This is a genomic window from Burkholderia sp. 22PA0106, from assembly GCF_047497155.1.
Lineage (GTDB): Bacteria > Pseudomonadota > Gammaproteobacteria > Burkholderiales > Burkholderiaceae > Burkholderia.
The window spans coordinates 1235591-1248265 of the sequence record NZ_CP163162.1; the positions used below are offsets into that span (position 1 = coordinate 1235591).

The window sequence follows — 12675 nt, forward strand, 5'->3', positions numbered from 1 at the left end:
CGTCGCGCATCGCTCGTCCCACCGAGTCCAGCCTTGTCCGAAACCCTCCTCGCCGGCGGCTCCGCGGAGCCGGCGTTCAATTGGCGCGCGATGCTCGCGCTGTTGCTCGCGGTCGCGCTCGCGACGCTCGACACCGCGATCGCCAACACCGCGCTGCCGGCCATCGCCGCCGACCTCCACACGGCGCCCGCCGCCTCGGTGTGGATCATCAACGCCTACCAGCTCGCGATGGTGGCCACCTTGCTGCCGCTCGCGGCGCTCGGCGACATCGTCGGCCACCGGCGCATCTATATCGGCGGCCTGATCGTGTTCACCTGCGCGTCGCTGGCCTGCGCGCTGGTGTCGACGCTGCCGATGCTGACCGCCGCGCGCGTCGTGCAGGGCCTGGGCGCGGCGGCGATCATGAGCGTCAACACGGCGCTGATCCGTTATCTGTACCCGGCCAAGCGGCTCGGCAGCGGGCTCGGGCTCAATGCGCTGATCGTTGGCACCTCGTTCGCGATCGGGCCGACCATCGCCTCGCTGATCCTGTCGGTGGCGGACTGGCCCTGGCTGTTCGCGGTCAACGTGCCGCTCGGCGTGCTCGCGCTGGCGGTGGCGATTCCGTCGCTGCCGCAAACCGCGCGCGGCGGCCACACGTTCGACCGCGTCGCGGCGCTGTTCAACGTCGTGACGTTCTCGGCGCTGATCTTCGCGCTCGGCGAAACGGCGCAGCGCGGGCCGGTGTCGATCAGCCTGATCGCGGCGGGCGTCGCGCTGCTGTTCGGCTGGCTGCTGATGCGGCGCGAGCACGGCCACCCGTCGCCGATGCTGCCGGTCGACCTGTTCCGGCGGCCGGTGTTCGCGCTGTCGGCGGTCACGGCGGTGTGCTCGTTCGCGGCGCAGGGGCTGGCGTTCGTGTCGCTGCCGTTCTATTTCGAGGATGTCCTGCATCGCAGCGCGGTCGAAACCGGCTTCCTGATGACGCCGTGGTCGGCCGTGGTGGCGCTGTCCGCGCCGATCGCGGGCCGCCTGTCGGACCGTTATCCGCCGGGCCTGCTCGGCGCGATCGGCCTGGCCCTGCTGGCGCTCGGCATGGCACTGCTGGCGATGCTGCCGCCGTATCCGCAGGTCGGCGACATCATCTGGCGCATGGCGCTGTGTGGCGCGGGTTTCGGCTTCTTCCAGTCGCCGAACCTGAAGGCGCTGATGGCGAGCGCGCCGCCCGAGCGCAGCGGCGGCGCGAGCGGCATCGTCGCCACCGCGCGGCTGATCGGCCAGGCGACCGGCGCGGCGCTCGTCGCGCTGTGCTTCGGCATCGCGTCGCGCCACGGCCCGACGCTGGCGCTCGGCATCGGCGCGGGCTTTTCGGCCGCCGCCAGCCTGGCGAGCGGGATGCGGCTGTTCGCGCCGTCGCATCGCTCGGGGCAGGCCGTGGCGTCGGAGCGGGGCGGGAAGTAACGCGCAAGTAACGCAACGCGCGCGCCGCCTCGCGGGGCGCGGGAAGGGGCGGGATCGGCACGGCTTGTCGGTTGTCGAGCGATCAACTCCGGACATCGCGCCTGGTGCGCCCGCTCGCGGCGCACACGCCGCCTCCGACCCTGCCGTTCCACCGGCACCCCCCGCCGGCAAACCCCCAACCCCTTGACGCAGACATAAAAAAAGCCCGGCCGGAGCCGGGCTCGAATCGGCCACGCACCGTTGCCGGTGCGCGGCCCCTGCAAAAACCGCGCTTACGCCGCCAGCAGCGAGCGCAGCACGAACGGCAGAATCCCGCCGTGCTTGTAGTAATCGACTTCGATCGGCGTGTCGACGCGCAGCAGCACCTGCACGCGCTTCGTTTCGCCGTTCTTGAAGTGGATCGCGAGCGTGACGTCCTGCTGCGGCTTGAAGTCGTCGCCGAGGCCTTCCACGTCGTACGTTTCTTCGCCGGTGATGCCGAGCGACTGGACGCTGTCGGTGCCCTTGAATTGCAGCGGCAGCACGCCCATGCCGACCAGGTTCGAACGGTGGATGCGCTCGAAGCTGCGCGCGATCACGGCCTTCACGCCGAGCAGTTGCGTGCCCTTGGCGGCCCAGTCGCGCGACGAACCCGTGCCGTACTCCTCGCCCGCGAAAATCACGGTCTGCACGCCGTCGGCGATGTACTGCATCGCGGCGTCGTAGATGTACTGCTGTTCGCCGCTCGGCTGATGGATCGTCAGGCCGCCTTCGACGCGCGAGCCATCGGCCTTCGCCGGGATCATCAGGTTCTTGATCCGGACGTTCGCGAACGTGCCGCGCATCATCACGTCATGGTTGCCGCGACGCGAGCCGTAGCTGTTGAAATCGGCCTTCTGCACGCCGTTTTCCTTGAGCCACTTGCCGGCCGGCGAATCTTCCTTGATCGAGCCTGCCGGGCTGATGTGGTCGGTCGTGACCGAATCGCCGAACACGCCGAGCGCGCGCGCGCCCTTGACCGGCGCGATCGAATCCGACGGCTGCATCGAGAAATCCTTGCCGAAGAACGGCGGCTCCGCGATGTAGGTCGATTTCGGCCAGTTGTAGACCTGGCCCGTTTCGCCCTCGATCTTGCTCCAGAGGTCGCCCTTCTTGGTCAGCTTCGAGTAGTTCGATTCGAACGCCTTCGGATCGAGCGCGTACTTCAGCAGCGCGTGGATTTCGTCGCTGCTCGGCCAGATGTCGCCGAGGTAGATGTCGCGGCCGCCCTTGCCCTTGCCGACCGGCTCGGTCATCAGGTCGCGCGTGATGTTGCCGGCGATCGCGTAGGCCACCACCAGCGGCGGCGAAGCCAGGAAGTTGGCGCGGATGTTCGGGTGGATGCGCGCCTCGAAGTTGCGGTTGCCCGACAGCACGGCCGCCGCGACGATATCGTTCTTGACGATCGCTTCGTTCAGTTCCGGCGTCAGGTCGCCCGCGTTGCCGATACAGGTGGTGCAGCCGTAGGCGGCCAGTTCGAAACCGAGCTTCGACAGGTAGGGCAGCAGGCCCGTCTTGGTCAGGTATTCGGTGACGATGCGCGAGCCCGGGGCCAGCGAAGTCTTGATGTGCGGCGCAACCGTCAGGCCGGCTTCTACCGCCTTCTTGGCCAGCAGGCCGGCGGCCAGCAGCACGCTCGGGTTCGAGGTGTTGGTGCACGAGGTGATCGCGGCGATCAGGATGTCGCCGCTCTTCACGTCCACGCCGTTGCTCGTGGTGAACTGCTTGGTCAGGTCGTCGGCCTTCTTGTTGAAGCCGTTTTCCGCCACCGGCTTCGAGAACAGGTCTGTAAACGTGGATTTCACGTTGGTGATCTCGATACGGTCCTGCGGGCGCTTCGGGCCGGCCAGCGACGGGGCGACGGTGGCGAGGTCGAGCGTGACCGACTTGGAGTAGTCGATGTCGCCGGCCTTCGGCACGCCAAACAGCTTCTGCGCCTTGAAGTAGCTTTCGAACGCGTCGATTTCGGCCTTCGTGCGGCCGGTGCCTTCGAAGTAGTCGATGGTTTTCTCGTCGACCGGGAAGAATCCCATGGTCGCGCCGTATTCGGGCGCCATGTTGCCGATCGTCGCGCGGTCCGGCAGCGACAGCGAGGCCGTGCCTTCGCCGAAGAATTCGACGAACTTGCCGACGACCTTCTCCTTGCGCAGCATTTCGGTGATCGTCAGCACCAGGTCGGTGGCCGTCACGCCTTCGCGCAGCTTGCCTTTCAGCTCGACGCCGACCACGTCCGGCGTGAGGAAGTACACCGGCTGGCCGAGCATGCCGGCTTCGGCCTCGATGCCGCCCACGCCCCAGCCCACCACGCCGATGCCGTTGATCATGGTGGTGTGGCTGTCGGTGCCGACCAGCGTGTCCGGGTAGTACACGGTGTCCGCGCCTTCGGACTTCTTGTGCACGCCGCGCGCCAGGTATTCGAGGTTGACCTGGTGGACGATGCCGATGCCCGGGGGCACCACGCCGAACGTGTCGAACGCCTGCATGCCCCACTTCATGAACTGGTAGCGCTCGTTATTGCGCTGGAATTCCAGCTTCATGTTCAGATCGAGCGCGTCTTTCTGGCGGAAATAATCGATTTGCACCGAGTGATCGACGACCAGATCGACCGGGACCAGCGGTTCGATCTTCTTCGGATCCTGGCCGGCGCGCAGCGCGACGCCGCGCATGGCCGCGATGTCGGCGAGCAGCGGCACGCCCGTGAAATCCTGCAGCACCACGCGGGCCACCACGAACGGGATTTCGTCGACGCGCTTGGCGGTCGGCTTCCAGTTCGCCAGTTGCTCGATGTGTTCCTCGGTGATCTTCTTGCCGTCGTAGTTGCGCAGCACCGACTCGAGAACGAGACGGATCGACACCGGCAGGCGTTCGATCTTGATCTTCAGTTCCTTGCCGAGTTGGGGCAGCGAATAGAACTTGCCTTTGCCGGAACCGCTGTCGAATTCCTTGAGGGTCTTGTGGAGATTGTGGGCCATGATGTTTTTCCTGGGGTGAAGGCGAGGAAAGAAGTCCTGTATCTGAAGGCTGGATCACATACAAGTCGACGTATTCATTGACCGGCACGGCAGCGAGCCGGGCCGGGTCCAGCGACACGTCGAGAATCGCTTGTCGCGGTTTCGCCGGAACCCGCTGCGCGGGCTGGCCGCGGCGGCGTCCGGCGAGAAAACGGAAGCCCGCCGCGTCGTGCCGGCGGCGGGCAAGCCGTGGATCATCGCATGCTGCGCGCCGAAGCGCGCGCAACGCGAGTCGGCCCGGCGTGCGGCGGGCCATTCACGGAATACGGGGCGGGGCGCGAGATCGCCGAACGAGGCGCTCGCGATGGCGTGGCGCCGGATCGTGCACCGGAGGCGGGACGGCTTGCCGTCGTACGGTGCGGGATCGAAATCGGGGCGGGGCACGGCGCCCGGCAGGTTGCCGGGCAGCCGTGGCCGGCGCGGGCAGGCCCGCCGCAACAGGATATTCATGCCGCCATCGCATGTGCCGAGCCGGCCGTGGTGCGCCGTTTCCGGCGCGATCGCACGGCCGATCTCGAAACCCGGCACGGCGTCGAGGGCTTCGACGCGTACCGCGCCCGGCGTGGGCCGGGCAGTCGTTTGCGGGGCGGACATCAGGTTTCCTGTCGTGGGGGAGCCTGTCTGGTCGGGGTGCTGCGGGGTGCCTGGCGGCTTACTTCTGGACGTTCGGCGCCAGTTCGTTCGACTGCGTCGGTGCCGGCGAGCCGTTCGAGGCCATCTCGGCGGTCACGCATTCGTCGGCCAGGCGGGTGTCTTCCTTGTCGCTGAACAGCATGCCCTTGGTCGGGATCACCACCAGCTTCAGGCCGCTGGCCGGATCGTAGAACACGTCGGCGCCCGTGGTGGTGGCCTGACGCGGCAGCTTGTAGTTCTTGTTCGCCCAGTGCACCGTGACGATCTGGTCGCGCTTCATGTCGCCGGCCAGTTCGTACGAGAGGCCGTCCTTGCAGGTCCACTTGACCGCGCCTTCCGGTGCCGGATCGACCTTCGCCGCTGCCGCAGCCCGCGCGCGCTTGCTGCGCGGGATCAGGTGGCGCTTCGGCGCCGGACGCTTGGCGACGGCCTTCTTGGCCGTGGTCGTGGTGGTCGATTGTGCCGAGGCTTCCGGCGCAACGGTCAGCAGCGTCGCGGACAAGGCGCCGATGGCGGTGGCGATCAACAGTTTGTTCATGTGCTCAAAGCCTTTTTCTGGATACGGTGAGTGAGGGAGCGCGGCCGGCCCGTTCTTCGAGGGGGGAATACCGCACGCCCGATGTGCGCAGCGGCCGCTATTTTCTCCTAATTCGCGCGATGTTTTGCAGGGAATTCACGGCGTTTGTCTCGATTTTGCGAATGCAACGATATCTCGCGTCCGGCTGCTGCGCCGCCGGCACGCACATCGTGCGGATGGTGCGGGTGGCACGCGATCGGCGCCCGGCAGACGCGGCAGGCATCGCTCATGCCTGCGTCCCGGCCGGCGCCGGCAGCCAGCGCGCGATCTCGGCCGGCAGCGCGCGGCCCGTCGCATGGGCGCGGCGCAGCACCGACCAGTAAAAACGGTAGCTGGCGCGGTCGTGCAGCGTGTCGCGGTGACGCGTCGGCCCCCAGTCGGCAGCGGCTGCGGCCAGCAGGATCTCGGCGGCGAGCGCGATGGCCTCGTCGCGCGGCGCGAACGCGGCCACGATCTCGGGGATCTGCGCGGGATGGATGCTCCACTGGCGCGTGTAGCCGAATTCGTCGCGGGCGCGGCGCGCGTTGTCGGCCACTACCGACATGTCGCGGATTTCGGTGGTGACGTTGTGCGAAGGCGTCTTGCCGTGCGCGTGGGCGGCGGCGGCGATTTCGAGCTTGGCGCGTCGCACGAGCGGATGGTCGAACTGGCCGGGCGCGCGCATCGCGCTGTCGGGAATCGCGCCGTGGTGCGCGGACACGAAATCCATCAGCCCGAAGCTCAGCGTGGAGACGCTCGGCAGGGCGGCGATCCGGGCCACCTGTTCGAGCGCGCCGTGGGTTTCGATCAGGACGTCGGCCGGGATCGGCTGCGCGATGCCGAGCTCGCGGCGCGTGCCTTCGATGAAGGCGCAGGCCTCGGCGACATCGGCCGCGTGGGTGACTTTGGGCAGTGTGATGTAAGCCGGCGCGCGGGCGGCGCGCAGCACGATGCGGACATCGTCGCGCCAGTGCGGGTGGCTGAAATCGTGGATTCGGACGCCGGCGCGACCGTGGCGGTTGGCCGGGTCGCCGAGCATTGCGGCGACCAGCTCGGCGTGCTCGGCTTCGCGGCCCACCGCGGCGCCGTCTTCGCAGTCGAGCGTGATGTCGAACACGGGGCCCAGTTCGGCCTGCAGCGCGAACGACTTGCGCATCAGCTTTTCGCTGCCCGCGTAATGATCGCAGCAGGGCAGGATCGCGGGGGGCGAAGCGCCCTCGTACAGCACTTCGGCGGGGGACAGTGCGGGCATCGTCGTTACGCGTCGGATCGTGAGGATCGGAAAGGCACCGGATTCGGACAGGCTCTGCTTGGCGGGCAAAGCGTGTGCGGATCGGTTGCGGATCGCGGTAAACCGGCCGGCCGGCGCACCCCACGGGGGAGGGCGCCGGCCGGTGTGGCGCGCGGGCCGCCAGGGGCGGGGCCGCGCGCGCCGGGCTGCCTTACTTCAGCAGATGGGCGACGCCGTCGCGCTCTTCGAGCAGCTCGGCTAGCGTGCCGTCCATCTTCTCGCGCGAGAACGCGTCGATTTCGAGGCCTTCGACGCGCTTGTATTCGCCGTTTTCGCAGGTCACCGGCACGCCGTAGATGATGTCTTCGGGGATGCCGTACGTGCCGTCCGACGGGATACCCATCGTGACCCATTTGCCGTTCGTGCCGAGGACCCAGTCACGGACGTGGTCGATCGCTGCGTTGGCGGCCGACGCAGCCGACGACAGGCCGCGCGCTTCGATGATCGCCGCGCCGCGCTTGCCGACCGTCGGGATGAACGTGTCGCGGTTCCAAACGTCGTCGTTGATCAGCTTCAGCAGCGATTCGCCTTCGGCCGATGCGAAACGGAAATCCGGATACATCGTCGGCGAGTGGTTGCCCCACACGGCCAGCTTTTCGATCGATGCGACCGGTTTGCCTGCCTTGGCGGCCAGTTGCGACAGCGCGCGGTTGTGATCCAGGCGCAGCATGGCCGTGAAGTTCTTCTTCGGCAGATCCGGCGCCGACTTCATGGCGATGTAGGCGTTCGTGTTGGCCGGGTTGCCGACCACCAGCACCTTGACGTCGCGGCTGGCGACTTCGTTCAGCGCGGCGCCCTGGACCGTGAAGATCTCGGCGTTGGCCGACAGCAGGTCCTTGCGCTCCATGCCCTTCGAACGCGGACGGGCACCGACCAGCAGCGCGACGTCGGCATCCTTGAACGCAACCTTGGGATCGTCGGTGATGACGACGCCCGACAGCAGCGGGAACGCGCAGTCGTCGAGTTCCATCACGACGCCCTTGACGGCGCCTTGTGCTTGCGGGAGGTCGAGCAGTTGCAGGATGACCGGTTGATCCTTGCCGAGCAGGTCGCCGTTCGCGATGCGGAACAGTAGCGAGTATGCGATTTGACCTGCGGCGCCGGTAACGGCAACGCGCTTTGCGGGCTTAGCCATGAGAAATCTCCGAGACGATGAGCGTAGGAAACTAACAGAACGCCATTCTATGCGCGTTACGCGTAGCAATGCGTTGAAGCAGGGCGGAGGATTCGCGATGCCGTCGCGCCGTGGCCGGAAACCGGCCTGGGACAAGGCCCGAACGCTTTCGAACCGCGATCCCCGGCTCGCCCCGGAGTGTAGGAGGGAGGTGGGTCAAAGTCAAACGGTAACATATGTCTTATATAAGACAGATGTATTGCGGGAAATGAGTGGACGAAAAACTCGGCTTTGTGTTGAAATGCGCGCCATGACATCCAACCAGGCGAATGCGGCGAACCCGAACGCTCCCGGCCCGGCCACGGCTGGCGGCGAGCCAGCGCCTGCGTCGTCACCGGTGCCATCGGCCACGTTCAGCCCGTTATACCAGCAGATCAAGGCATTGATCACGCAGGGGCTGGAATCGGGCGAATGGAAGCCGGGCGAGATCATTCCCAGCGAGGTCGAACTGGCGGCTCGCTATAAGGTGAGTCAGGGCACGGTGCGCAAGGCTATCGACGAACTGGCGGCCGACAACCTGCTGGTGCGCCGGCAGGGCAAGGGCACGTTCGTGGCCACGCACAGCGAGGAGCGCGCGCAGTTCCGTTTCCTGCGGCTGTTGGCCGAGGACGGCGTCGAACATCCGCACGTGAGCCGCCTGCTGGAATGCCGTCGCACCCGCGCTCCCGCTGAGATCGCACGCCAACTGGACCTGAAGCCGGCCGATCCGGTGATCCAGGTGCGCCGCCTGCTGGAGTTCGACGGCGTGGCGACGGTGCTCGACGAAATCTGGTTGTCCGGTGCGACCTTTCGAGGGCTGACGTTCGAACGGTTGAGCGAGTATAAAGGGCCGCTCTACGCGATGTTCGAGTCGGAGTTCGGCACCCGCATGATTCGCGCGACCGAAAAGGTGCGCGCGGTGGCGGCGGAGCCGGCGGTGGCCGAATTGCTGGGCGTGTCCGGCGGATTTCCTTTGCTGTCGGTCGAGCGCGTGTCCTATACCTATGGAGACCGCCCGGTCGAGGTACGGCGAGGTTGGTATGTCACAACCGGGTATTACTATCAGAACGATCTGAGTTGATCGGGTTGATCGAGGCCGTCGTCGAAACGGCCGAGAGGCAAGTGAGAAACGGCTCGCGCCCACATGCGAAGCACGTTTTGGGCCGCCTTTTGTTCGCTGCAGAGCAAGTATCCTGAGCAGGTTTTCGCTGCAGCGCGACATAAAAAGGCGCTAAAATCGCGGATTAGTGTGACTACATCGTAGGGGTCTAGCATGACTGAAGCAGTAAGAAAACCGAGGCCGGAATACCGGAATATCGGCATCGGAGACATCACCCGCAACTATCGCCTGCCGATCGCGGGGCAATTGTCGATCTTCCATCGAGTCAGCGGCGCATTGCTGTTCCTAGCTCTTCCTTTCCTGCTGTTCCTCTTCGACAAGAGTCTGACATCTGAGCTCAGCTTCGATGTTTTCAAGGCCTTCCTCTCGAATATCCTCGTCAAGCTGATCGTCCTCGTGCTGTCCTGGGCGTTCCTCCATCATTTCTGCGCCGGCATTCGCCACCTGTTGATGGACGTCAACCACGACGCCGTCACGAAGGAAAGCGGCAAGCGCACGGCCATCATCGTGTTCGTCGTCTCGCTGGCCCTGACCGCCATCGTCGCGCTCAAACTGTTCGGAGCATTCTAAGAAAATGTCAGGCAACAACCGAATCGGCTCGAAGCGCCTCGTCGTCGGCGCTCACTACGGCCTGCGCGATTGGCTCGCGCAACGGATCACCGGCGTGATCATGGCGGTCTATACCGTGATCCTGCTCGCCTGGTTCTTTACGGCACGCGATTTTTCGTATGACGGCTGGGCATCGATCTTCGCGACGCAATGGATGAAGCTCGCGACGTTCGTGACGCTGCTGGCGCTGTTCTATCACGCCTGGGTCGGCATTCGCGACATCTGGATGGATTACGTGAAGCCTGTCGGCGTGCGGCTGCTGCTGCAATCGCTGACGATCGTCTGGCTGCTCGCGTGCGCAGGCTACGCTGCGCAGATTCTCTGGAGAGTGTAAAGAATGGCTGCAATCAATACTTCCCTGCCGCGTCGCAAGTTCGACGTGGTCATCGTCGGCGCGGGCGGCTCCGGGATGCGCGCATCGCTGCAACTGGCGCGTGCGGGCCTGTCGGTCTGCGTGCTGTCGAAGGTGTTCCCGACGCGTTCGCACACGGTCGCCGCTCAAGGCGGGATCGGCGCTTCGCTCGGCAACATGAGCGAAGACAACTGGCATTACCACTTCTACGACACGATCAAGGGTTCCGACTGGCTCGGCGACCAGGACGCGATCGAGTTCATGTGCCGTGAGGCCCCGAACGCCGTCTACGAACTCGAACACTTCGGCATGCCGTTCGACCGCAATGCCGATGGCACGATCTATCAGCGTCCGTTCGGCGGTCACACCGCCAACTACGGCGAGAAGCCCGTCCAGCGCGCTTGCGCGGCCGCCGACCGTACCGGTCACGCGCTGCTGCACACGCTGTATCAGCAGAACGTCGCGGCGAAGACCCAATTCTTCGTCGAATGGATGGCGCTCGACCTGATCCGCGACGCTGACGGCGACGTGCTCGGCGTGACGGCCCTCGAAATGGAAACGGGCGACGTCTACATCCTCGAAGGCAAGACCACGCTGTTCGCCACGGGCGGCGCGGGCCGGATCTTCGCAGCCTCCACCAACGCGTTCATCAACACCGGCGACGGCCTCGGCATGGCCGCGCGTTCGGGCATCGCGCTGCAGGACATGGAGTTCTGGCAGTTCCACCCGACGGGTGTGGCCGGTGCCGGCGTGCTGATTACCGAAGGCGTGCGCGGCGAGGGCGGCATTCTGCGCAACTCGGACGGCGAACGCTTCATGGAGCGCTACGCGCCCACCCTGAAGGATCTGGCGCCGCGCGATTTCGTGTCGCGCTCGATGGACCAGGAAATCAAGGAAGGCCGCGGCGTGGGTCCGAACAAGGATCACGTGCTGCTTGATCTGTCGCACATCGGCGCCGAGACGATCCTGAAGCGTCTGCCGTCGATCCGCGAAATCGCGCTGAAGTTTGCGAACGTCGATTGCATCAAGGAACCGATCCCGGTCGTGCCCACCATCCATTACCAGATGGGCGGCATCCCCACCAACATCCACGGTCAGGTGGTGGGCACCTCGAAGGGCCACGAAGATCCGGTCAACGGCTTCTACGCGGTCGGCGAATGCTCGTGCGTGTCGGTCCACGGCGCGAACCGCCTGGGCACGAACTCGCTGCTCGACCTGGTGGTGTTCGGCCGTGCGGCCGGCAACCACATCGTCGAACACGTCAAGAAGCAGCGCGAGCACAAGCCGCTGCCGAAGGATGCCGCCGATTTCGCGTTGTCGCGTCTGGCGAAGCTCGACAGCTCGACCTCGGGCGAATACGCGCAAAGCGTCGCCAACGAGATCCGCGGTTCGATGCAGAAGCATGCCGGCGTGTTCCGCACCTCGGCGCTGCTGGCCGAAGGCGTGCAGGACATCAAGCAGGTCACGGAGCGTGCGAAGCACATCCACCTGAAGGACAAGTCGAAGGTGTTCAACACGGCGCGCGTCGAAGCGCTCGAAGTGGAGAACCTCGTCGAAGTGGCACGCGCCACGATGGTGTCGGCCGAGGCACGCAAGGAAAGCCGCGGCGCGCATGCGCAGGACGACTATCCGCATCGCGACGACGACAACTGGATGCGTCATACGCTGTGGTTCAGCGAAGGCGATCGCCTCGACTACAAGCCGGTGCACATGCAGCCGCTGACGGTCGAATCGGTGCCGCCCAAGGCGCGTACGTTCTAAGCCGACTCCAAGGAATTTGAAATGGCAAAACGCATTTTTGAACTCTATCGTTACGATCCGGACAAGGACGCGGCGCCGCGCATGCAGACGTACGAAGTCGAGATCACGCATGAACGCATGCTGCTCGACGCGCTGGTCAAGCTGAAGGAACTGGACGAAACGCTGTCGTTCCGTCGCTCGTGCCGCGAAGGCGTGTGCGGTTCGGACGCGATGAACATCAACGGCAAGAACGGTCTGGCGTGTCTGACGAACCTGAACGACCTGCCGCAGAAGATCGTGCTGCGCCCGCTGCCTGGCCTGCCGGTCGTGCGCGACCTGATCGTCGACATGACGCACTTCTTCAACCAGTACCACTCGATCAAGCCGTTCCTGATCAACGACACGCCGCCGCCCGAGAAGGAGCGTCTGCAGTCGCCGGAAGAGCGCGAAGAGCTCGACGGCGTGTACGAGTGCATTCTGTGCGCAAGCTGCTCCACGTCGTGCCCGAGCTTCTGGTGGAATCCGGACAAGTTCGTCGGCCCGGCCGGCCTGCTGCAGGCGTATCGCTTCATCGCGGACAGCCGTGACGAAGCCACTGCCGAGCGCCTCGACAACCTGGAAGATCCGTACCGTCTGTTCCGTTGCCATACGATCATGAACTGCGTCGACGTCTGCCCGAAGGGGCTGAACCCGACCAAGGCGATCGGCAAGATCAAGGAATTGATGGTTCGCCGCACGGTCTGACCTGATAC

At 65.6% G+C, this 12675-nt stretch carries 11 protein-coding genes; 6 read left to right on the forward strand and 5 right to left on the reverse strand.

The annotated features are described in order from the left end of the window. Positions 1-90 precede the first annotated feature (90 nt). On the forward strand, positions 91-1440 hold the full coding sequence (locus AB4850_RS05385) for an MFS transporter (RefSeq protein WP_414441970.1): 1350 nt from the start codon (positions 91-93) through the stop codon (positions 1438-1440). A 272-nt stretch (positions 1441-1712) separates the two neighbouring features. Here AB4850_RS05385 and acnA read toward each other — a convergent pair whose 3' ends face one another. The 5 genes from acnA to AB4850_RS05410 form a co-directional block, all read right to left on the reverse strand. Further along, the gene (gene acnA / locus AB4850_RS05390) at positions 1713-4430 is read right to left on the reverse strand and encodes an aconitate hydratase AcnA (RefSeq protein WP_414441570.1); all 2718 of its coding nucleotides are present in this window, start codon (positions 4428-4430) and stop codon (positions 1713-1715) included. 54 nt (positions 4431-4484) lie between these two features. Further along, entirely contained in the window at positions 4485-5063 is a 579-nt protein-coding gene (locus tag AB4850_RS05395) for a hypothetical protein (protein WP_414441571.1), read from the reverse strand. 58 nt (positions 5064-5121) lie between these two features. Further along, positions 5122-5640, reverse strand: a complete 519-nt coding sequence (locus AB4850_RS05400) for a hypothetical protein (RefSeq protein WP_414441572.1) — start codon at positions 5638-5640, stop codon at positions 5122-5124. A gap of 265 nt (positions 5641-5905) precedes the next feature. Continuing rightward, positions 5906-6910, reverse strand: a complete 1005-nt coding sequence (locus AB4850_RS05405; RefSeq protein ID WP_414441573.1) for an HpcH/HpaI aldolase/citrate lyase family protein — start codon at positions 6908-6910, stop codon at positions 5906-5908. 190 nt (positions 6911-7100) lie between these two features. Then, positions 7101-8084 carry a malate dehydrogenase gene (locus AB4850_RS05410; RefSeq protein ID WP_414441574.1) on the reverse strand — a complete coding sequence of 328 codons (984 nt, stop codon included), beginning with the start codon at positions 8082-8084 and terminating at the stop codon, positions 7101-7103. A 280-nt stretch (positions 8085-8364) separates the two neighbouring features. Here AB4850_RS05410 and AB4850_RS05415 point away from each other — a divergent pair, with 280 nt between their 5' ends. The 5 genes from AB4850_RS05415 (at position 8365) to AB4850_RS05435 (ending at position 12667) form a co-directional block, all read left to right on the forward strand. After that, positions 8365-9183, forward strand: a complete 819-nt coding sequence (locus tag AB4850_RS05415; RefSeq protein ID WP_414441575.1) for a GntR family transcriptional regulator — start codon at positions 8365-8367, stop codon at positions 9181-9183. Between the two features lie 192 nt (positions 9184-9375). Beyond that, the gene (gene sdhC, locus AB4850_RS05420) at positions 9376-9792 is read left to right on the forward strand and encodes a succinate dehydrogenase, cytochrome b556 subunit (protein ID WP_414441576.1); all 417 of its coding nucleotides are present in this window, start codon (positions 9376-9378) and stop codon (positions 9790-9792) included. 4 nt (positions 9793-9796) lie between these two features. Then, entirely contained in the window at positions 9797-10165 is a 369-nt protein-coding gene (gene sdhD, locus AB4850_RS05425; RefSeq protein ID WP_206128919.1) for a succinate dehydrogenase, hydrophobic membrane anchor protein, read from the forward strand. A 3-nt stretch (positions 10166-10168) separates the two neighbouring features. Further along, on the forward strand, positions 10169-11944 hold the full coding sequence (sdhA, locus tag AB4850_RS05430) for a succinate dehydrogenase flavoprotein subunit (protein WP_414441577.1): 1776 nt from the start codon (positions 10169-10171) through the stop codon (positions 11942-11944). 21 nt (positions 11945-11965) lie between these two features. Continuing rightward, complete coding sequence (locus tag AB4850_RS05435) at positions 11966-12667, forward strand: succinate dehydrogenase iron-sulfur subunit (RefSeq protein WP_414441578.1); 702 nt, start codon at positions 11966-11968, stop codon at positions 12665-12667. The last annotated feature ends 8 nt before the right edge of the window (positions 12668-12675 follow it).